Source organism: Marinomonas algicola, assembly GCF_014805825.1.
Classification (GTDB): domain Bacteria; phylum Pseudomonadota; class Gammaproteobacteria; order Pseudomonadales; family Marinomonadaceae; genus Marinomonas; species Marinomonas algicola.
Genome location: NZ_CP061941.1, coordinates 384,637 through 404,634 on the forward strand (window position 1 = coordinate 384,637; position 19,998 = coordinate 404,634).

General features: G+C 40.3%; 17 protein-coding genes and 1 pseudogene. 10 read left to right on the forward strand and 8 right to left on the reverse strand.

Going from position 1 to position 19,998, the window contains the following annotated elements:
- Nucleotides 1-68: 68 nt before the first annotated feature.
- The 3 genes and pseudogenes from IEZ33_RS20960 to IEZ33_RS01820 form a co-directional block, all read left to right on the forward strand.
- Nucleotides 69-227 (forward strand): annotated as a pseudogene (locus IEZ33_RS20960) (TetR/AcrR family transcriptional regulator); the annotation flags it as partial.
- 15 nt (nucleotides 228-242) lie between these two features.
- On the forward strand, nucleotides 243-635 hold the full coding sequence (locus tag IEZ33_RS01815) for a hypothetical protein (RefSeq protein WP_240009605.1): 393 nt from the start codon (nucleotides 243-245) through the stop codon (nucleotides 633-635).
- Nucleotides 636-853: 218 nt separating this feature from the next.
- Nucleotides 854-3,820 carry a bifunctional diguanylate cyclase/phosphodiesterase gene (locus tag IEZ33_RS01820; protein ID WP_191602033.1) on the forward strand — a complete coding sequence of 989 codons (2,967 nt, stop codon included), beginning with the start codon at nucleotides 854-856 and terminating at the stop codon, nucleotides 3,818-3,820.
- A 25-nt stretch (nucleotides 3,821-3,845) separates the two neighbouring features.
- On the opposite strand, the gene IEZ33_RS01825 is transcribed toward IEZ33_RS01820, so the two are convergent.
- The 7 genes from IEZ33_RS01825 to IEZ33_RS01855 form a co-directional block, all read right to left on the reverse strand.
- On the reverse strand, nucleotides 3,846-5,603 hold the full coding sequence (locus tag IEZ33_RS01825; protein ID WP_191602034.1) for a GGDEF domain-containing protein: 1,758 nt from the start codon (nucleotides 5,601-5,603) through the stop codon (nucleotides 3,846-3,848).
- Between the two features lie 175 nt (nucleotides 5,604-5,778).
- Nucleotides 5,779-6,801, reverse strand: a complete 1,023-nt coding sequence (locus IEZ33_RS01830; protein WP_191602035.1) for an LPP20 family lipoprotein — start codon at nucleotides 6,799-6,801, stop codon at nucleotides 5,779-5,781.
- Nucleotide 6,802: 1 nt separating this feature from the next.
- Nucleotides 6,803-7,402 (reverse strand): penicillin-binding protein activator LpoB, encoded by a 600-nt coding sequence (locus IEZ33_RS01835; RefSeq protein WP_191602036.1) that lies wholly within the window; start codon nucleotides 7,400-7,402, stop codon nucleotides 6,803-6,805.
- A 50-nt stretch (nucleotides 7,403-7,452) separates the two neighbouring features.
- Nucleotides 7,453-9,144 carry a COG3014 family protein gene (locus IEZ33_RS01840; RefSeq protein ID WP_191602037.1) on the reverse strand — a complete coding sequence of 564 codons (1,692 nt, stop codon included), beginning with the start codon at nucleotides 9,142-9,144 and terminating at the stop codon, nucleotides 7,453-7,455.
- 250 nt (nucleotides 9,145-9,394) lie between these two features.
- Nucleotides 9,395-9,883 carry a protein-export chaperone SecB gene (gene secB / locus IEZ33_RS01845; RefSeq protein WP_191602038.1) on the reverse strand — a complete coding sequence of 163 codons (489 nt, stop codon included), beginning with the start codon at nucleotides 9,881-9,883 and terminating at the stop codon, nucleotides 9,395-9,397.
- 31 nt (nucleotides 9,884-9,914) lie between these two features.
- A complete protein-coding gene (gene grxC / locus IEZ33_RS01850; RefSeq protein ID WP_191602039.1) occupies nucleotides 9,915-10,169 on the reverse strand; it encodes a glutaredoxin 3 in 255 nt (84 codons plus the stop codon).
- A 12-nt stretch (nucleotides 10,170-10,181) separates the two neighbouring features.
- Nucleotides 10,182-10,598, reverse strand: a complete 417-nt coding sequence (locus tag IEZ33_RS01855; protein WP_191602040.1) for a rhodanese-like domain-containing protein — start codon at nucleotides 10,596-10,598, stop codon at nucleotides 10,182-10,184.
- Between the two features lie 139 nt (nucleotides 10,599-10,737).
- Between IEZ33_RS01855 and IEZ33_RS01860 the strand changes: the two genes are divergently transcribed.
- Entirely contained in the window at nucleotides 10,738-11,388 is a 651-nt protein-coding gene (locus tag IEZ33_RS01860) for a hypothetical protein (RefSeq protein ID WP_191602041.1), read from the forward strand.
- A gap of 4 nt (nucleotides 11,389-11,392) precedes the next feature.
- Here IEZ33_RS01860 and IEZ33_RS01865 read toward each other — a convergent pair whose 3' ends face one another.
- Complete coding sequence (locus tag IEZ33_RS01865; RefSeq protein WP_191602042.1) at nucleotides 11,393-12,193, reverse strand: DUF1338 domain-containing protein; 801 nt, start codon at nucleotides 12,191-12,193, stop codon at nucleotides 11,393-11,395.
- A gap of 265 nt (nucleotides 12,194-12,458) precedes the next feature.
- Here IEZ33_RS01865 and IEZ33_RS01870 point away from each other — a divergent pair, with 265 nt between their 5' ends.
- The 6 genes from IEZ33_RS01870 to IEZ33_RS01895 all read left to right on the forward strand — a co-directional run bounded on the left by IEZ33_RS01870 (nucleotide 12,459) and on the right by IEZ33_RS01895 (nucleotide 19,972).
- Nucleotides 12,459-13,346 carry a LysR substrate-binding domain-containing protein gene (locus tag IEZ33_RS01870; RefSeq protein WP_191602043.1) on the forward strand — a complete coding sequence of 296 codons (888 nt, stop codon included), beginning with the start codon at nucleotides 12,459-12,461 and terminating at the stop codon, nucleotides 13,344-13,346.
- 105 nt (nucleotides 13,347-13,451) lie between these two features.
- On the forward strand, nucleotides 13,452-14,981 hold the full coding sequence (gene gpmI / locus IEZ33_RS01875; protein ID WP_191602044.1) for a 2,3-bisphosphoglycerate-independent phosphoglycerate mutase: 1,530 nt from the start codon (nucleotides 13,452-13,454) through the stop codon (nucleotides 14,979-14,981).
- A gap of 7 nt (nucleotides 14,982-14,988) precedes the next feature.
- Nucleotides 14,989-16,155: a murein hydrolase activator EnvC family protein gene (locus IEZ33_RS01880; RefSeq protein ID WP_191602045.1), complete on the forward strand. Its 1,167-nt coding sequence runs from the start codon at nucleotides 14,989-14,991 to the stop codon at nucleotides 16,153-16,155.
- 66 nt (nucleotides 16,156-16,221) lie between these two features.
- Nucleotides 16,222-17,505, forward strand: a complete 1,284-nt coding sequence (locus IEZ33_RS01885) for a S41 family peptidase (RefSeq protein ID WP_191602046.1) — start codon at nucleotides 16,222-16,224, stop codon at nucleotides 17,503-17,505.
- Between the two features lie 11 nt (nucleotides 17,506-17,516).
- Nucleotides 17,517-18,530 (forward strand): divergent polysaccharide deacetylase family protein, encoded by a 1,014-nt coding sequence (locus IEZ33_RS01890; protein WP_240009606.1) that lies wholly within the window; start codon nucleotides 17,517-17,519, stop codon nucleotides 18,528-18,530.
- Between the two features lie 320 nt (nucleotides 18,531-18,850).
- A complete protein-coding gene (locus IEZ33_RS01895; protein ID WP_191602048.1) occupies nucleotides 18,851-19,972 on the forward strand; it encodes a branched-chain amino acid ABC transporter substrate-binding protein in 1,122 nt (373 codons plus the stop codon).
- Nucleotides 19,973-19,998 lie beyond the last annotated feature (26 nt).

The following is a 19,998-nucleotide window of genomic DNA, read 5'->3' on the forward strand; positions in this document are numbered from 1 at the left end:
TTACTGGTAGGTCAAGAGGGTTTATGAAAAAATACAGACTAAATTATTCAAATTAAGTGAGACTCTGCATGGCACGAGGAAGACCATCAAAAAAAGTAGAAATAACAAGGTGTGCAAAACAACTTTTTCAACAGTGTGGGTATCAAGCGACCAGTATTGATCAAGTTGTCATACTATCAGGTGTGTCTAAGCCCACAGTGTACAGTAATTTTGCTTCTAAACAGGCCCTTTGGGTGGAGGTTATGAAGGAGGTAATTGAAGAATCGAATCTTGCTATGCAAAATTTAGACAGCCGTCAGCAAACTTTTCTGGCATCATGGATTGATATTTGGACGTTATGGGGCGCGTGCTCAGTGCGGTTAAGCTTATATCGGATTATGATAGGCGAACAAGTTAAAATGGAAGCGCAAGCGGTGGCGTTATTCGCTGATTTTGAAGCGGTTTTATCGGCGCGACTGAGTTTATTGAGAGAAAGTAGTGGCTTATTTATTGATGAGTCGCGTTATTGGATTTTATATTGCACTAGCCATCACCTTTTTATAAACAGTGCGTTGTATTCAAGTGAGTGTCATGTGAGAGCGAATGCAAATGCCTTACTCAGTTCTATCTTAATGGAGAGTGAGTCGATACGTTAATTCTATGTATCATAATGTAATGAAGATTGGGAATATTAAAATATTTGCTACACTTTATACTATCTGAGACTTATTTGCGGATATTGTGAACTTATGATTGGCCGCAAAGGTAAAATATCTGTTTTAACTTGGCTTTTCACTGAAACCCCTAGAGATATTAACCAGGCAATTTTTTTTGTGTGTAATACAATTTTTAAGGATCAAAACTACGGAATTTTATGGCATATCTAAAACGTATTTCACCGTTTAAAGTATTTTTAGGCTTATTTCTTATCAGTCTTTGTGCTTCTTATTTCTTTGTTAAGTCTTTTGTTCAACTGGAATATGCCTCTCACAAAGCATCCGCTTATGCTATTGGTGAAAGTCAGTCCGCCTTAATCAGCTCGACTATTTTCCATAACATGTCTGCGAACTACGCATTGGCCTCTTTAATTCGTTTCTCTGATGGTAATGTGGCTTTTTTTGACTCTTACTCTGAAGAATTAAAAAAACAATACCCTCTCACTTCCCATTTCTCACTGTCACCTGGTGGCATTATTACGCAAGTTTATCCTCTAGAGGGTAACGAGAGTTCGATCGGCCTGAATCAATTGAGTTACCCAGATCAACGTGAGATGGCTCAATTGACAAAACAATCTCAAAAATTAACCTTAGCAGGCCCCGTCAACTTGGTTCAGGGTGGTAAGGCATTAATCGGACGTTGGCCTGTTTGGATTGAAGAAGATAGAGAACCTGTTTTTTGGGGATTTACGAATGTTACGATAAAACTTGAACGTTTCTTGCAAGAGGTCAATTTAATTGATCTGGAAAAACAAGGTTTTCACTATCGCTTAGAACGGATTAATGACAATGACATCAACTCCTTTGTCGCCACATCCACCAATCATTTAATTCAGGACCATGACTGGTTAGATATTGACATTGTTGTACCAAATGGCCAGTGGCTTTTAAGAATGTCACCTAAAAATGGTTGGCTTTCTAAAAGTATGCTTTTTACCAATGTCACTATAGCGCTAATTTTATCTTTATTGTTTTCTGGATTGGTGTCTGTTTTGTGGCGAATTTCGTTAACCAAACAAGCATTAGAAGCTACGGTAGAAGAGCGAACGAAAGAGGTTACCCGAGCTTATGCTAGGATGTCATCCTTGATGAACGCAATCCCAGATATGTTATTTGAATACGATGAAGATGGCATTCTGCTTTATTGTCATTCGCCGACTTTTGAGACAGTGGGCATTGCTTTTAATAAAATGATCGGTTGTAAAATAGATGACTTCCTCCCTAAACACGTCGCGAAGAGTTATTACAATTCTTTTGCTGAAGCGAAGAAAACAGGTCATTCAATAGGCAATACATTTTCAGTTAACCATAAAAAGGGCGTTCGTTGGTTCGAATTATCTGTTACTTACTCATCCAAAGAAGAAAACATCAATGGCGCTCGTTACGTTGTCGTATCGAGAGACATTACATCAAGAAAAGAGGCTGAATTAGAGTTACGTATTGCCGCTACGGCTTTTGAGTCTCAAGATGCTGTGATCATTACGGATATGTCTAAGCGTATTTTACGAGTGAACAAAGCGTTTGAGGGCCTTACAGGGTACTCTGAAAAAGAGGTGCTTGGTAAAACGACTGAAATATTGAATTCAAGTTATCATGATGAACATTTTTATAAAAATTTATTTGCTCAGCTAATGGAAAATAGCTATTGGGAAGGAGAAATTTGGAGCCGCAAAAAAGATGGCTCTGTCTATCCCGAGCTGTTAAGTATTTCCATTGTTTATGACTCAAATGGATTGCCCGTTAATTATGTGGCCATCGCGAAAGACATTACGCTCGTAAAGCAAAATGAACATACGATCAATCAGCTTAATTTTTATGATTCTTTAACAAGTTTACCGAATAGAAGAATGGTTCTAGAGTATGTAGAAAATATCCTTTCCATGCGCCAATCATTAACTTTTCCTGTAAGGCATACGCCTAAAGCCAATAGCGCTATTCTATTCGTTGACCTTGATAATTTTAAAAACATTAATGATACCAAAGGACACCCAACAGGAGACCTATTTTTACAACAGGTGGCCGAACGGCTGTTAGAGTGTGCCGAACAGAATTGCATGGTTGCTCGATTTGGCGGTGATGAATTTATCGTTGTGTTAACACCAACAGAACTTGAAATGATAAAACAAGAAAAAATTGGCAACATGATTCAGAAAATTCAGCACGCATTAAGTACCCCCATTTTTATTAGAGAAGAGCGGTTTGATGTTTCTTCCAGTATCGGTTTAGCGGAGATTGATCACACGATCACAACAGCGGCGGATGTCTTTAAAAATGCTGAGTTGGCCATGTATGAAGCGAAAGCCGCGGGTAGAAGTCAGGTGTGTTATTATTCTGAAAAAATGCAAGAAAAGCTAATCAGTAAAATGAATCTAGAATTAGCCTTACGAGATGCGATCAGCAATAATGAATTTGAGTTATATTATCAGCCACAATTCGACCGAAATGGTGACATTCAAGGGGTTGAAGCACTCATAAGATGGTTTCATCCGGTACAAGGTCTTATCTCTCCAATGCTGTTTATCCCTCTCGCTGAAGAGTCAAAGTTAATACTCTCAATAGGCGATTGGGTGACGCGAACCGCCTGTTTACAATTGAAAGCATGGCAAGCAATCCCTGAGCTTAAACATATAACCATTTCTGTAAATGTGAGTGCTTTACAATTCTCTCAGGAAGAATTTGTTAGCTCAGTTGAATCTATTTTAAAGGAGACAGGTGTGCCTGCCAATCAATTGCAGTTAGAGCTTACAGAAAGCATGTTGATCATGGATAAAAATATTATTGCTGCAAAAATGAGTGCGCTTAATGCATTGGGTATTCTTTTTTCATTAGACGACTTTGGTACAGGTTATTCTTCATTGTCTTATTTGCAGAAATTGCCCTTCGATCAATTAAAAATAGATCAGTCTTTTGTTAGAAACTTATCAGGCGATGACGCAGGTTCGCTTGCTCATGCTATTGCCGCCATGGGGAGCAGTTTAGGGTTGGAGGTGATTGCTGAAGGCGTTGAAACACAAGAGCAGTTTGATTTGCTCAAGCAATGTAACTGTGATTTATTTCAAGGGTATTTTATGGGTTACCCTGTCCCTGTTAAAGAATTGGAAAGTCGATTTTCTAGCACTCAATAAGAGGTAAGCGATGGGTAGAGGAGCATTAGCTAACAGTAATCGTCTCTTTTGCCATCGATAAAAACAGTGCATTATTACTGGCTTTCTTGGCTTCTTTTTTGGCCGTTGCGGCAAGTTCCGCCACTTCTAAGTGGTTATCGCAGTGTTGCTCTCGTGGGTTAATAATCCCAATGGATAAACTTAAAAATGTGTAGAAAGTGGGTTCGTCTTGTCTATTCTTACTCCAAATGCCCCCTTTATCCGTCGAGTCTTGGTCATAAAAGGTTTTAACTGAACGTGAAAACTCTTTGAGTATGGTCTTGCACGTCGTTAAGTAGTTTGGGCTCTCAAAAATAACCACAAAATCGTCTCCTCCTACGTGACCAATAAAGTCATTGCGCCCTCTAGTGTGTTTCTTAATTAGGTTTCCAACCATTTTTATGGCTTCGTCCCCCGTTGCGTAGCCAAAGTAGTCATTAAATGGCTTAAAATCATTTAAATCGAAATAGGCCACATGAAAGTCCGTACGATCGTTTAGTCGCTGAGTTATTTCTTGAGTGATGAGTACGTTGCCAGGAAGAAAAGTAAGTGGATTAGAGTAAGTGGCATTTTGTATTTTTAATTCGGTGATCTGTTTTAGTAAATCCTTAACATTGGCCATTCCTATAAATTCTTTATTTTCCACAACGATAATATCATTGTTCATTGCATTGGTATCTTGTGCCGTTATTTGTTGGGAAACGTTCGACAGTTTTATATAGCTCTCTACAATTAATGCGTCTTTATTTAATAATTGAGTCGTGTGTTTGTTTTCGTAAAGTGAACGGCCATATGGCGTAGAAAAAAGCTCATGAAGTTGGTCCCTTTTAATAACGCCTATCGGGTTCTTGTCTTTCAAAATAGGAATGGCCGTCAGGTTAGGCTGTTTTTTAAATAGCTCACTTGCTTCGAGAAGTAAGTTATCGTGTTCTAAAAAGGGAACCGTGTGTGCGAGTGATTGAATTGTTTCTTTGTGATCAAGTTTTTCTCTGCGTTTTAAAAAATTTTCTTTTAGCTCATTATTAAAAAAGACGAGTGGTTCTTTGGTTGGTCTACCTAACAAATACCCTTGTCCAATAGTAACTCCAAGCTTAAGCAATTGGTTTAGCTCTTTTTTTGTCTCAATACCTTCTGCGATAATCTGGCAATCCAATCTATTCCCAATAGCCACAATTGATCGAACAAACTCTTGTTTTACCTTGTTATTATGAATATCTCGAATGAAGTATTGATCAATTTTAACGATTTCAGGTTGCAGGTCTGACCACAATTTTAAGCCTGAGTAGCCGACACCTAGATCATCAATCGCTACTTGGAATCCCATTTTTCTATAGTGTTCGACGGATTCTAACGTAACACCCTCATTATCGTAAGGGTGTTGTTCTGAGAGCTCGATAACAATATCTGTTTGAGACATTTTCTTTTCTTTTAGAATCGACAGTGTCATACCACTTTGGTGTTCTTTAGAGCGAAGTAAAGACGCACTTACATTCAGAAACAGTTTTCCTGGAAGATTAAGTTCAGAGAAGGTTTGAATGGACTTTTGGCGACATATTAATTCTAATTCATGCAACTTTCCTAACTGAATCGCTTTAGTAAACAGCTTACTAGGATAAAAAAACGGACTGTCTTCAGGGCCTCTTGTTAACGCCTCGTGACCAATTAAGTCGCCATTCGTAATGTCGAAGATAGGCTGGAACACAGGGATAATGTTTTCTTGTTTGATGATTTGATCAAACTCTAGAGTACTAACGGATGTCTCCATGTATTTACTATTGCACCATTGAAGTTAAAAATATTAAACAACAATAAGGCTAAAATATGACAGTTATGTAACAAAAAAGACATTTTATGCTAAGTATCTGTGATCTATGGCATTTTTTCGATAAACAACCGTATTGCTATTGTACTTAGACTCTAAATAGCCGGTATTATGCTCATTAGTGAGTGCTTTTTGTCATCCAAACAAAAATACTGTTGGCAAGGTTTTCTGCAACTTCTTGATTTGCTGACATTTCAGCTTGTTCTTTATTACTAGAAATACCTCTTGCTGAAGTGGTCCAAGAAGCCAATGCTGTTTGGTCATTCCGCTCTAATCGTGCATTTAAACTCACAAAAACGTAATGCCTGTTCTCTTGAGTTTTGTATTCATATTGCGGTGTTAAAAATAACGATAAGTGGCTAGTAGAATAATGAACAATGGTGGGGGTTAAGCCTTTTTTACTCAGTGAGCTGCTTACCGTCTGACTGAGCGTATTATTGAGGCCTTCTTCATCTACAGAAATACGTAATTCTCGGATCAATTGGGCTGTTTTTGCTTGTACTTTAAACACATATTGTGGTTGTTCGACGGTTTCTCCCTTAGAGTACAAACTCAGAGTTTCATTTAAATGACGTCTTTCTGTTAGTAAAGAAAGAGCTGGCAGCAAAAGTGGCCATTGGTCTATTAAAGGCTGTTCATATTGCGCTTTTTTATCAATCTGAAGTAGGCGGTGATCTACAGTGGATATCTTATCTTTTAGTTGTTCAATGATATTTTTTCTATCTAATTTTTGGAGGACATAAACATAATTTGTGTGTGAAAAGCGTTGATCTGTTTCAGATGAGTTCAGCTGAATGGGATTGGTTTCGACTCGAACTAATTGAGATAAGGTCTTCATCACTTTTTCTTGTTGTGAATCGAATACTTGCACCTGAATATCTTGAGCGCTCATACTTTGAACGGTAACACTTAATTGGTTGGCGATATCTAAATTAGCGTGTTTGATTGCCAGGTCAAACGAGCTGGCAATATCAGGTAGAACTTCGGCGCTTCCCACACCATATAAGTAGCGATCGTCTTGGGGCGGCTCGGAGACCCAAAAAGGAAGAGATGGCTCAATCGTTTTTGGTGAAGTAGAGCAAGCTACTATAAACAATGCCATTACTAAAAAGCAGGCTTTACCTAGTTGACCAAACATCATATTAAAAGAACCCTTTATCGGCGAGTTTTTTAATCTTCTTTTGCCCATTCCAGACTTCTTTGTTTGTGGTCATATCGATAAGTTTTAAATCGACTTGATAAAAGCTGACGCGCTGGTCTCCGTTGGAATCAACAATGGAATTGATTGAACCAGAAAGAGCAAAGCCCGCGCCATGTTCTAAGCCAAATTGAGCGTTTGTGCCTGCTAATGCGTTTAATTCCTGGTCTTCTCTTTCTGTTCGAATAGCGTTTCTTTCTTCACCAGAGACAACAAAGTCCACTTTACCAAGGCGTAATAAGCTACGTTTTATATCGTTAATAAAGGTGTCGACTGGAATATGATCATGACTTTTATTACGAATGGTTTGTACTATGACGGTTGGGTTGCCAGCGTGTTTGAACTGGAATTCGCGAAACCACGGAAAGGTTAGCATATCGCTCATCATTTCTTCAGCGACGAGCTTTGAGTCGATATCATTCCATTTATCTGAAAGAGCGACTTCTTTATCAACATCAATGCGTTTAACGCTGCCTGAGCTACACGCAACAAGTAAGAAACCAAGGCAGATAAGTGCCGCCATTTTAAAACGTATAATGTGCATTGTAAGTCCTCATTTAATAAAGCTTTAACAGTGGATCGATGAGACATCTTTTAATTTGGGTTACGGATATTCCAAACTTTAATCGTATTATTAAGTTTAACCTGATTTAAAGAAAAATGTTGCTGGTTCACTGAATAACGTAAGTCATACACTCCTGAATCAATGGGTTGTCGTATCAACCGAACCTGAGCGGGTAGAGTCAACCAGTTACGCGTTTCTGCGGCCGAAGAGACAAAAACAACCACTTTACCTAATAAATCTATCAGTTCTCTCGTACCGTCGTCTTTAATGGATGCTTTTACTTGATAGGCGAGCCATGAACGCAACATTTCTCTTAATAATCCTTCATAAATATCTCGTTGAGATTGATGAAGTTGATCTTGCAAGGCAATATCTGCAAGAGAGGACATTCGTATACTATTGTTCGCTAACAAATTTGGCCGAGCGCTTGATGACGTATTCTGATCTTCGGCTACTGAAGAAATAGATAAGCTTGTTAGGCTGTTGTCTAAGGTAAAGCGGTTATAATAGGGAATGGTGACTCTTAAGGGCGAAGTAAATAGCGCTTCATCAAAATGCAACCGCGTGAGCTCTTGCCATATTTTCGAGCCTAGAATAATGCGTTTGGTAAAAAAACCTTGTAATGCGGCGTTAGCTTTACCGGCCTTATAGTTTGCTATCATACTTAAAGGGTGTATATCTGCATACACCATGGTAAACCAGTTGGATGCATCGTTTGCTTGCGCTGTGTGACCTCCATAAAAAGGTTCGAGTACAAGCGAATAACCTGTTTGATCGCCATACAAAAGGACACTCATTTCTTGTTTTTTAGGTAAAAATCCCTGATGTTCCAGAAGCACTATTTCACTCTTGTGTTGGGCGTAATTTAATAATATTTCTTGGGATTCTTTTGAAAGCTTATTTTGTATTAATTGAGGGAGCTCTGTCGTCCACCCTCCCGATTTTTGCATCATACGAATGGTATCAAGCCATGCTCTTTCAGACGTTACACTGGGTAAATCGTATTGGGAAGCATAACCCGTCTCGTAAAGTTCCGCGGCGGCTTGATAGGATATTCTCGCATTGTCGAAGTCGGCGGCTTGTTCATACAAGAGCCCTGTCAAATAGCGCGCCCAAGCATCGTCACGATAGGCGTACTTATCTTTATCTAAGTAGCCAGTATAAAGGCTTGAAAGAAAGTTAAATGTTTTCTCTAAGAAGGATTTATTTTCGCTTTTTATATCTGAATAACTGGGGGTTTGCTGGTTAATTTCATTTAATTTCAAATCAATCCGTCGACTCTCAACGAGTGCCGCATCTAACTGTTGAGTACGTTCATTTTGACTGGTCGCTTTATCCGCTAACGCTAGATAATTAAGAGACTTAAAATAACTGATGTACACACGTTCAATGCTGTCACCTCTATAGACGCCTTGTCTTGGGTTCGAGAGTAACGCCCATGACCTATCAGTAAAGCTTTGATTAAAAAATGCATCACTTAAACGTTCCGCTTCTTCTAACAGGGTATTGCTGCGTTGAAAATCTCCTTGGTATTGCGCAAGTGCGCCTCCTTCCAATAAATTGAGAAGCTTGTCTTTAGGGGACTCTAGTGCATTAGATATGGTTGACTCAGCGGCTTGCCAATCACCTTCTTGAGCAAGTGAAAGGCCTTTATTAATGTCTTGTGAGTAGGTTGAACAACCTTGGATAACAAGTGCGATGATGAAAATCAGTGCTGGCACATTAGAACCCTTTATTTAGAAACTCATTTATAAATAAAGCGGATAAAAGACCGGCGCATCCTAAATACAATAACAGCCAACGAATTTTCAAACAATTTGGGCACGGTTTCTTCTTTTTAACCATGGTGGTTAATCCTTTGATGACCAGGTCGATGTATTTTGACATGGAAATAGCTGATAAAGTAAAAAAGAGGCTAAATAGCCTCTTTTTTACTTTATCACTAGGCTCAGCCTAAGCGCTACATAAAACTTACTGCTCAGTGGCTTGAGCTTGTTGGTTCTGTAGGCTTTCAAGATACAGCGCGTCAAAATTAATTGGTGCCAGCATCAATGCTGGGAAGCTGCCTTTTACGCAAAGTGCATCGATGTTTTCACGTGCATAAGGGAAGATAGTACCTGGGCAGAATGCTCCTAGGGCGTGATGAAGCTGTCTTTCGTCAAGGCCAGAAATATTGAACAAGCCACCTTGTTGAACTTGAATTAGAAAGGCTGTCTCAGATGCATTTTTTACTGTAACAGTAATTTCTAGCACAACTTCATACAATGCTTCACCAACTTGGCGGCTTTTTGTGTTTAATTCTAAGCCAATTTCAGGTTTCCATTCTTCTTGAAAAACCATTGGAGAGCGAGGTGATTCAAATGAAATGTCTTTTAAAAAGATGCGTTGCAAAGCAAGTTGTGGTGCGGCCGCTTCTTCATTTGATGTTGCTGCCGTTGCGGCTTCAGTGTTCTCTGACATGTTGATTCCTTAGTCTTGTATTATTGTTAAATTAATTGGTAAGTAATGAGTCTAATTTGTTTGCTCTTTCTAAGGCAAATAAATCATCACAGCCACCAATATGCGTTTCACCGATCCAAATTTGCGGCACAGTACGCTGTCCACTTTTATCCATCATTTCTTGGCGAAGTTTGGTATTGCCATCGACCTTTATTTCTTTAAAGTCTGCATTTTTCATATTCAACAGTTGCTTTGCTCGTGAACAATACGGGCAGTAGTCACTCGAATAAATGGTTATATAAGCCATATTTACCTCAGATTAGCTCTTTACAAGTGGCAAACTGGCTGCTTGCCATTCGGTTATGCCACCTTGAAGTTTAAAGACATTAAATCCAGACTTTTTAAGCTCACTGGCACTTGCTCCAGCGGTTAACCCCGATTTACATACTAAAATGATTGGGGTGTTTTTATGCTTCTCAAGTGCACCTAGCTGATCTTTAATTGTCGAGGCTGGGATATTCATTGAGTTGGTAATGTGGCCTGTTTTAAATTCAGCGGCAGGACGAATGTCAACGACAACCGCATCTTCATTGTTGATTAACGTGGTGGCCGCTGCTGGTGAGAGAGTGGCGGCATTCCCTTTACTTTCATACCATAATACCGCAAGAGCCGTTATCGCAAAAACGGCCACTAGAGACCAATGAGTGGTCGCAAATTCTATTAATTGATTCATCATAACGTTATTAACCTGTAAAAAAACTGATGGCATTATACACGGCTAGGCTTTACCGTACATCCGCTTGAAAAACTATTCTATTTTACTTTTTTGCCGACAGGTTAATCGTGCAAAGAAAACGGCTATTTTGAGGTGAAAAATGACTGTATTTAGGGGACTAATACTCTGTGTAATCTCTTCTTTTTTTATGGGTTGCTCTGGAAATACACAGCCGACACAGAGTGTGCTAAAAGAGAAAAACCAAGTTGAGTTAAGTCGCAGTCAACTACAGATTCAACTTGGGAAGTTAGCCGATGAGCTCTGGATCAGAACGGGAGAGCTTATCTTTACAGACTCTCATCTACCGCTCACCTCAGCGAGCCAAGATACGGTGCAAAAAATCAGAGACTCGCTACACCAGCAGATTCAAGTTGCCAATGAAAAGATACAGGCGGTTAATTTTCGAGTGGCTCAACGTCAGCAAAATAAAGAGGCCATGAGTACTCTTGTTATCGATTTAATGAATTTGGATTGGAATGGCGTACAACCAACCTTTTTGCAAAGATCAAATCGGCTATCGATTGTTCAAGGTGAATCGACACGTTGGAACCTTGAAAATAAAGAGAAGAAAGTCATCTCGTTAAAGGTAACCTGGAGTGAAAAAGGTGAATTGTTTATAGAAGGGCAGGCTGTTTTAACGGTCACGTCATGGATTGAACCAACACCTTTTGTAACCAGTATTCGCTGGTTTAATGGTGAAGTTAGATCGCAAGGTCGATTAAATTTGACCTTGCGACCCTTCTTAATATAAAAGGTTAACCCTGATTGGTTGAATCGAATATTTTATCCGCGTTACCCTCGATAAAACTGTCAAACAAGGTGCCATCGGCTTGTTTATGACGGATAGCAAATTCGTAAAAACAGCTTGGTATGGAATCGGTTTCACCATCCGCAAAAGTAAACTCTATTTTATCGGCCATGGTGGATGATTGTTCTAATAACAGCTCCGGTGTTCCTTTGATGAGTCCGCCGACGCTGTTGAGCGTATAGCCATTATCAAGGAGCAGTTGATTTACTGTCGCTATGTCATTAAAGCCCTTCAAGTGATTGATACTGACCGTAAAATGATTTGCTTTTAACCCTATAGTGGATAACCATGCGGCGTACTCACTTTCTTGGGAGAGTGTTTGATAGTCGGCTAATGTGGGTTTGTCCCACAAAGGGCCTTGCCAAAAAACGGCGGGCGATTGAACGGCATCGTCTGGTATTTGGCTAATCATTTTATCTATAATGTGTTGAGAGGCTTCCGACAGCTCATGAGTGAGTAACTCACTCAAGAAAATTTTAGGAAGGTTTTCGTCGGCGTGTTTATAGCAACGAGCCGCAAGGTGCTTGTTCTCAAAACGGAAGGCTCCGTAAGCTTTATAGCCTAATTGCGTAAGTAGGGGTTCTAGCTTCTCCAAAGCGATAGGAGAATTGGCAAACGTCCTAAAAGCGACATGATCGTTGATGATCTCTTCACCGGCACTGATAAATAACTTTTGAACACGATCTGCTTGAGGCGTTATTTCAATGTAGTGTTTCCAAAGAGACTGAAAAAAATCATTCGCGTGCATAAGTAAGATTCCTCAATAAAGTTAATAGTAATCACCGCCCATTAAATGGGTTTTTAATAGACGCTAAGTCCATTGATTAGGTGGAACGGTGTTAAATGGCATTATTTAATTAGCCATTGTTTAGTAAAGGTTACTGTACGATGGCGCGTTATTTTCTACAAAAGGTAATAATGCATGTTGTCATGCAAAAAAGTTGATCATTTGCGATAGATCATGTAATTAACTGCTTTATTATGGGTTAATTTTAAATCAACAGGGTATTACTATGCGACGCTATCTTCCTTCTTCAATGTCATTGAAATGCTTTGAAGCGTCTGTAAGGCATTTGAGTTTTACTCGTGCCGCAGAAGAACTGCATTTAACGCAAAGTGCTGTAAGTCGGCAAATTCGAAATTTAGAAGCGTTTTTGTCGCGTGATCTTTTTATACGTTTAAATAAACGTTTAGTGCTGACTGGTGCTGGCGCCGCTTATTATAGGGAAATTTTGCCGCTACTTGATGGTATGGAAAATGCCTGTCTAAAAATGCGGCAGCGAGAAGATGAAAAGACAACCCTCACACTGGCCTCGTTGCCAACCTTTGCTTCTCATTGGCTGGTTCCTCGTTTAGTGTCTTTTCAGCGGCAGCACCCTCAGTTCCAACTCAATATAAAAGCGCTAGGGGATGGCGAAGTGGATCCTCATGATGTGGATATTATCTTGCATTACGGTGGTGATCATTGGCCTAAAGCGATCTCGCATCACCTTATGAGTGAGCAAGTCGTTGCTGTTTGCTCGCCTTTGCTGATTGATTCTAAGGGAGATCAGAGTCACTTGACTAAGGATATTATGACCTATCCCTTGCTACACTTGTCGTCTAGAATTAATGCATGGCCCGATTGGATGTCGTATCAAGGTATTGAGTATGATGTCTATTCGGGTGCAAGTTTTGATCACTTCCAAATGATACTTGAAGCCGTTAAATTGGGAATGGGGGTTGCCCTTATTCCCACTATTATGGTGAAACAAGACATTGAATCCGGTCTCTTAATTACCCCTTTTGGTGACTCCATGACGACCTCTAATGAATACTTTCTATCTTACCCTGCTGATAAAGCGGATTTAGAGCAAGTAGTGGTGTTTAGAGATTGGGTTCTGCAAAACATTGACGGTTAATTTACATTTTTATGAAAGCTATATTGGCCATTTTGTAACAAAATTACATAGCTGTGATAGTATCAAAAAAGTTTTTTCAAAAATCACATTACGGGTAGGACTATAATGAGCAAGAAAACCACCGCACTCTTTATCCTAGATGGTTGGGGCTATAGCGAAACATCTAAATCAAATGCTATTACTGCAGCAAATACGCCTAACTGGGATGCACTCTGGTCAACTCGACCACACAGTTTAATTGAAACATCGGGTATGGCGGTGGGCTTGCCAGAAGGGCAAATGGGCAATTCTGAAGTGGGTCATATGAATTTGGGAGCCGGGCGAACGGTTTATCAAAACTTTACTCGTATTGGAAAAGCCATTGAAGAGGGTAGCTTTAACGAAAATCCGGCGTTAGTAGCGGCGGTTGATAAAGCGGTTGCGTCTAATAAAGCGGTGCATATATTAGGATTATTATCTGGTGGTGGAGTGCACAGCCATCACGAACAAATTATGGCTATGTGCGATATGGCGGCGTCAAGAGGTGTCACCTCTCTTTATGTACATGGTTTCACCGACGGTCGAGATACGCCACCACGTTCAGCAAATGAGCCTGTTAAATGCCTTAGCGATAAATTAAATTCCATTGGTGTCGGTAAAATTGCTACCTTAACAGGGCGTTATTACGCTATGGATCGAGATAATCGCTGGGAACGAGTTGAGACCGCTTACAATGCTATTGTTCTTGGTGAAAGTGACTACAGTGCCGAGACGGCAGAAGAGGCAATTGCTCTAGCTTATGCGCGTGATGAAAATGACGAGTTTGTTAAGGCCACGGTCATTGGTACTCCCGTTCCTGTTGAAGAGGGTGATGCCGTTATTTTTGCTAATTTTAGACCCGATCGTGCGCGCCAACTGACACGTGCGTTTACAGAAGATGACTTTACCGGTTTTACCCGTAAGTCTCGTCCAGCTCTAGCGGATTTTGTGACCTTTACCGAGTTTGCTTCTGATATTGATGCCAGCGTTGCCTTCCCTCCTGTTGCTTTGAGTAATACGCTTGGTGAAATTTTGTCAAAAACAGGCAAGAAGCAATTAAGAATTGCTGAAACTGAAAAGTATGCTCATGTTACTTTCTTCTTTAATGGTGGTGAAGAAGCCGTTTTTGAAGGAGAAGAGCGTGAGTTAATCCCATCTCCAGATGTTGCCACGTATGACTTAAAGCCTGAAATGAGTGCGCCAGAGGTTACAGATAAGCTAGTTGACGTTATTTTAGCGGGTAAATACGATACTATTATTTGTAACTTTGCCAATGGGGACATGGTTGGTCACAGTGGTGTTTTTGACGCGGCGGTGAAGGCTGTTGAAGCCGTCGATCTTTGCTTAGGTCGGATTATCGAGGCTCTTGAAAAGACGGGGAGTCAATGTTTGATTACGGCTGATCATGGCAATGTGGAGCAAATGTTAAGTGAAGATGGAACTCAACCACTGACTTCTCATACTCTAGAGCCGGTTCCATTGATCCTTTACTCTGGTGAAACGGGATGGGGGATAAAAAGTGGGACCTTATGCGATATTGCCCCAACATTACTTGATATGATGGACATGCAAAAACCGGCTGAAATGACGGGCGTTAGCTTGCTAACTCGTACCTAGGATAGATATGTTTCGATCTTTTTTTCAACATCACTATAAAAAAACGCTAAAACGTTTTAGTGCTTTAGGCTTGTTATTTTGCTTCAGTGTCTCCATTGTGCAGGCGGCTGAACCCACTTCCCCTGAAGAAGCACAGAAACAGATAGAGCAGGTTCAAAAGGAAATGAAGAAATTACGTGGTTGGCTAAACGACGTAAAGTCTCAAAAAAGTGATGTTGAAAAATCGTTAGAAAACCAAGAAAAATCGATTCAAGAATTAATTGAAAAAATAAATAAAATTCAATCAGATATAAAAAAAGGAGACTCGCAGTTAGGCTCCTTGAAGCGGCAACAGCAAGAATTGAAGTTCAGTATTCAAAAACAAAACGAACAAATAGCCGCCCAATTAAGGGCGGTTTATCGTTCGGGTGAACAAAAAAGCATCAAACTCCTGCTCAATGGTACTACTCCAGAAGAATCAATGAGATTGGTTCATTACAATCGCTACTTTTCAAATGCAAGGCAGTCCTTAATTAATGGGTTTTCTACCGAAGTTAATGAACTGGATTTAGTTGAAAAAAGCATTCGTAGTCAAAGAGCTCAATTGGCTCGTGATGAGATTATATTGCAAGGTGAAAAGCAAAAGCTTCTTGATGAAGGGGCAAAACGTAAACGTTTACTGGCGCAGATCAATGCCGATTTACAGCAAGGTACGAAAAAAACAGAGCGATTAAAGCAAGATGAAAATCAGTTAAAAGAATTGTTGAAGAAATTAGAAGAAGCGTTGGCTGATATTGAGCTGTTAGACGAAGAGATGAACTTCGCTGAACTAAAAGGAAAGCTAACCCCTCCTTTATCTAAGGTTCGTGTTATTACTGAAACAGGTAAAGTGAATTTAGGTGGTGTCAGCCTGAAGGCGTTTGCTGGTGAAGAGGTGAAAGCGGTTTACCATGGAAGAGTAATTTTCTCTGAGTGGTTGCGCGGTTTTGGTTTTTTAGTGATTTTAGATCATGGTGGTGGCTACATGTCATTGTATGGCTACAACCAAAGTTTATTAAAAGAAGTGGGTGAGTGGGTTAGAACAAATGAGGTTATTGCAACAGCAGGAAGCTCAGGCGGCCGATCTGAAACCAGTTTGTTTTTTGCTATTAGGCACAATGGAGCGCCTTTAAAACCACTTGACTGGATTCGTTAAAGCGATTTGTATCATTCATAATGACGAGTCATTCCATACAAACATTGATTAATGTAGGTAAGAAAAATGAGTATTAAGAACACACTAAAGGGATGGATTGCATGTGGATTACTTATCAGTGTTTCTCCACTATGGTCCGCCAATAGTGATGATGAACAAGAGCGCTTGCCTTTGGCTGAAATACAGTCGTTTGTTAGTGTGTTTGAAACAATTAAACAAGGCTATGTTGAAGCATTAAATGATAAGCAAATATTGCAGAAAGCACTGAAAGGAATGGTTTCCGCATTAGACCCCCATTCAGAATATCTAACTAAGGATGAAATTGAGTCTTTCCAAGAGATGACCTCGGGGAATTATGCGGGTATTGGTGTTGAAGTAGAAATGAATGAAGGGCGTTTGATTGTTATTGCGCCTTTGGACGATTCTCCCGCTTCTCGTGCAGGCGTTCTCCCTGGAGACGCCATAGTGCGTATCGATGATAAGTTGGTTTCTGGTGTTGGGATACAAGAAGTTACCATGTTAATGAGAGGGGAAGTGGGCTCTCTTGTTGAGTTAGACATTGAACGAGACGGAGAGATTATTAGTCTTTCCCTTGAAAGGACGTTATTGGACAGTCAAAGCTTAGATAGCCGTTGGTTAGGTAAAGGCATAGCCTATATACGCATTAGCCAATTTCAAGGTGATACGGATAAAGAATTTAATAAAGAGTTGAGCTCGTTACAAGAGCAAGAAGCCATTACAGGGTTGGTGATTGATTTGCGTAACAATCCTGGAGGCGTTTTACAAAGCGCAGTGGGGGTCGTTGATAGCTTAATTGATTCTGGCTTGATCGTTTATACAGAGGGCCGGCATTCACAATCGAAGGTGACTTTTTCGGCCTCCCCAGAAACCGCGTTACCTACCGCTCCGGTTGTGGTGTTGATAAATGAAGGTTCAGCGTCGGCATCGGAAATTGTAGCTGGAGCGTTACAAGATCATAGTAGGGGGCTGATTATGGGCACGGAAAGCTTTGGTAAAGGCTCTGTCCAAACCGTTGTGCCTTTAGCCGATGGTTCCGCTGTAAAATTAACAACAGCACTGTATTTCACGCCAAATGGTCGTTCTATTCAGGCTCAAGGGATTGAACCCGATGTACTTGTTCCAAGCGTAACGCTAGTGGATAAGGAAGCGGAATTCTTTGTTAAAGAGGCTGAACTAAGTGGCCATCTGAAAAACGGTACGGGTGGCAAAGACAGAACCAGTACGGATGTTAATGTGTCAATAAACGCGCTTGCTTATGATGATTTCCAGTTGTATCAAGCTTATACCGTGCTCACGGCCTTCCCTCAATTACTCAAAAGACAGCGTTAATTATGTTTTGTATGGTTAAGCCCCGACCTTATATCGGGTTCTTTTTTGGGTTACTGACTTGTGTTCTGTCGACTGATTTACTGTCTGAGTCGCCCTATTCAAATGCAATTGATGTAACAAAAAAGGCGCCCACACCGCCTTTTTTGTTACGAAAGGGGCCTATCATTGCGCCATCATACGAGGAGTACTTTGCGGACCACTTTAAGAAAAGTAAGCCACCTGAAGCGTCCTTTTTTGGACCTATAATAAAGGATCTTGCGGCGCCAATTAATACACTATCTGAGACGTCTAATCAAAGTCGTTTATTCGATGAAAACATAATTACTTTTATACCCTCGCCCGTTGAAGCCATGGATCGTTTGCCCGCACCTGCAACAATTAGCATTGTTATTGATGATCTAGGGTATAACCGCAAGGGGATGGAAGGCTCTCTTGCGTTACCTAATGAAGTCGCTTTAGCGATTTTGCCCCACACCCCATTTGCATTAAAAACAGCGACTGCAGCAGTCCTGAGTCGCCGTATAATCTTATTGCATGCCCCCATGGAAAATAAAAAAGCGCTTAGTCTTGGCCCTGGTGGTTTATACAGCAATATGACTGAAGAAGAGTTTAAAACGACGTTGCAAGAAGGCCTAAATGCCATCCCCGGTATTACTGGGGTGAATAATCACATGGGAAGTTTGCTCACTGAAAAAACACCTCAAATGCAATGGGTTATGGAAATAATAAAGCCTAAAGGACTTTTCTTTTTAGACAGTTTGACAACGTCAGATAGCGTTGCTCAAAAAATAGCGCAAGAGCAGGGGCTTAAAACGGTGACTAGGGATGTGTTTTTAGACAATATTCCAACAGAACACGCTATTTCTAAACAATTTGAAAAACTGTTGCGCACGGCAAGGAAGGAAGGTTCGGCGGTCGCTATCGGCCACCCTTATCCAGCAACCATAACATTTTTATCAAAACATCTTTCAAAACTACGAGAGAGCGGTGTTGTTTTGGTGCCAATTGATGCTCAATTAAAATAAAAAAAACAGTATTTCCTTTTTTCTTTCTTAATTTAGATGTAAATGAAATGTGTTATATGTAAATGAAAAGTTTCATTTATACATACTTGTCTTTTAAAGTGCACATACGTAAACGATTCCCCCTTTTTTCTTGACAACATTCTTAACAAAAGCGTGCGTATTCAGTTGACCAAACTTTATTCAATAGCTATGGTTTTAGACAGTTATTGTTTATGCCTTATAAAATGCGTGAATAATAAGTGTTGCCAAAACTGTACATAAATATTTCTCTATCATTTTTTAAATTCTAATAATAAATTTAAACCAATAGGAACCTTTATATGTCACATACGATTATTAAAAAAAGCTTACTTTCTATGGCCATCACTGGAGCTATTGCCGTATCTTCTTTTGCGCAAGCAGAATTAGTTATAGGTGTTGCTGGGCCGCATACAGGTGCTTACGCCGCATTTGGTGAACAGCTATGGCGTGGTGCCGCTAAAGCCGCGGAAGATATAAACGCAGCTGGTGGTGTTAATGGTGAGATGATTAAAGTCGTTAAGGCAGACGATGCTTGTGAACCAAAGCAAGCGGTTTCAATTGCTAACCGTTTGGTTGACTCTGATGGTGCCGTCGCTGTAGTTGGTCATTTCTGTTCTTCCTCTACCATTCCGGCTTCTGAAATTTATGCGGATGCCGGTGTGTTAATGGTGACTCCTGCTTCTACGAACCCAACAGTAACCGATCGTGGTCTAGAAAATGTTTTCCGTGTATGTGGCCGTGATGATCAACAAGGTGACGTAGCGGCAAGCTATATTGTTGGCGAATTGGGCGCTCAGCGTGTTGCGATTCTGCACGACAAAGATACTTATGGTAAAGGTTTAGCCGATGCAACTAAGAGAACGCTAAACTCTTATGGCGTTGAAGAAGTATTGTATGAAGGTTTGACTCGTGGTGAGAAAGACTTTAATGCTGTTATTACAAAAATCCGTTCAGTTGATGCTGATGTAGTCTACTTCGGTGGCCTTCATTCGGAAGCGGGTCCTTTAGTTCGCCAATTACGCGAGCAGGGTTCGACTGCTATTTTCATCTCGGGTGATGGTATTGTATCGGATGAGTTTGTTTCTGTTGCCGGTTCTCCTGAGTATGTTGATGGTGTATTAATGACATTTGGTGCCGATCCAACCGCCTACGCGGCAGGTAAAACGGTAGTGGAAGGTTTCCGTACAAGTGGGTATGAGCCTGAAGGCTATACTTTATACTCTTATACCGCTATGCAAGTTATCGTTGAAGCACTTAAAAATAACGATTTAGACCCAATTAAAGGCGCTGAATGGCTGAAAAGTAACAGCGTTTCAACGGCAATGGGCGTTAAAGACTTCGATTCTAAAGGCGATTTAGAAGTATCTGATTACGTTATGTACAAATGGGATAACAAAGGCAAATACGCTCAAATTGATTAATACGACATCCTAGTATTAATAACCCA

What these genes read in the sequence shown, in the direction of transcription:
- IEZ33_RS01815 (WP_240009605.1), top strand. Translation starts at nt 243, where the DNA reads ATGAAGGAGGTAATTGAAGAATCGAATCTTGCTATGCAAAATTTAGAC.
- IEZ33_RS01820 (WP_191602033.1), top strand. Translation starts at nt 854, where the DNA reads ATGGCATATCTAAAACGTATTTCACCGTTTAAAGTATTTTTAGGCTTA.
- IEZ33_RS01825 (WP_191602034.1), bottom strand. Translation starts at nt 5,603, where the DNA reads ATGGAGACATCCGTTAGTACTCTAGAGTTTGATCAAATCATCAAACAA.
- IEZ33_RS01830 (WP_191602035.1), bottom strand. Translation starts at nt 6,801, where the DNA reads ATGATGTTTGGTCAACTAGGTAAAGCCTGCTTTTTAGTAATGGCATTG.
- IEZ33_RS01835 (WP_191602036.1), bottom strand. Translation starts at nt 7,402, where the DNA reads ATGCACATTATACGTTTTAAAATGGCGGCACTTATCTGCCTTGGTTTC.
- secB (WP_191602038.1), bottom strand. Translation starts at nt 9,883, where the DNA reads ATGTCAGAGAACACTGAAGCCGCAACGGCAGCAACATCAAATGAAGAA.
- grxC (WP_191602039.1), bottom strand. Translation starts at nt 10,169, where the DNA reads ATGGCTTATATAACCATTTATTCGAGTGACTACTGCCCGTATTGTTCA.
- IEZ33_RS01855 (WP_191602040.1), bottom strand. Translation starts at nt 10,598, where the DNA reads ATGATGAATCAATTAATAGAATTTGCGACCACTCATTGGTCTCTAGTG.
- IEZ33_RS01860 (WP_191602041.1), top strand. Translation starts at nt 10,738, where the DNA reads ATGACTGTATTTAGGGGACTAATACTCTGTGTAATCTCTTCTTTTTTT.
- IEZ33_RS01865 (WP_191602042.1), bottom strand. Translation starts at nt 12,193, where the DNA reads ATGCACGCGAATGATTTTTTTCAGTCTCTTTGGAAACACTACATTGAA.
- IEZ33_RS01870 (WP_191602043.1), top strand. Translation starts at nt 12,459, where the DNA reads ATGCGACGCTATCTTCCTTCTTCAATGTCATTGAAATGCTTTGAAGCG.
- gpmI (WP_191602044.1), top strand. Translation starts at nt 13,452, where the DNA reads ATGAGCAAGAAAACCACCGCACTCTTTATCCTAGATGGTTGGGGCTAT.
- IEZ33_RS01880 (WP_191602045.1), top strand. Translation starts at nt 14,989, where the DNA reads ATGTTTCGATCTTTTTTTCAACATCACTATAAAAAAACGCTAAAACGT.
- IEZ33_RS01885 (WP_191602046.1), top strand. Translation starts at nt 16,222, where the DNA reads ATGAGTATTAAGAACACACTAAAGGGATGGATTGCATGTGGATTACTT.
- IEZ33_RS01890 (WP_240009606.1), top strand. Translation starts at nt 17,517, where the DNA reads ATGGTTAAGCCCCGACCTTATATCGGGTTCTTTTTTGGGTTACTGACT.
- IEZ33_RS01895 (WP_191602048.1), top strand. Translation starts at nt 18,851, where the DNA reads ATGTCACATACGATTATTAAAAAAAGCTTACTTTCTATGGCCATCACT.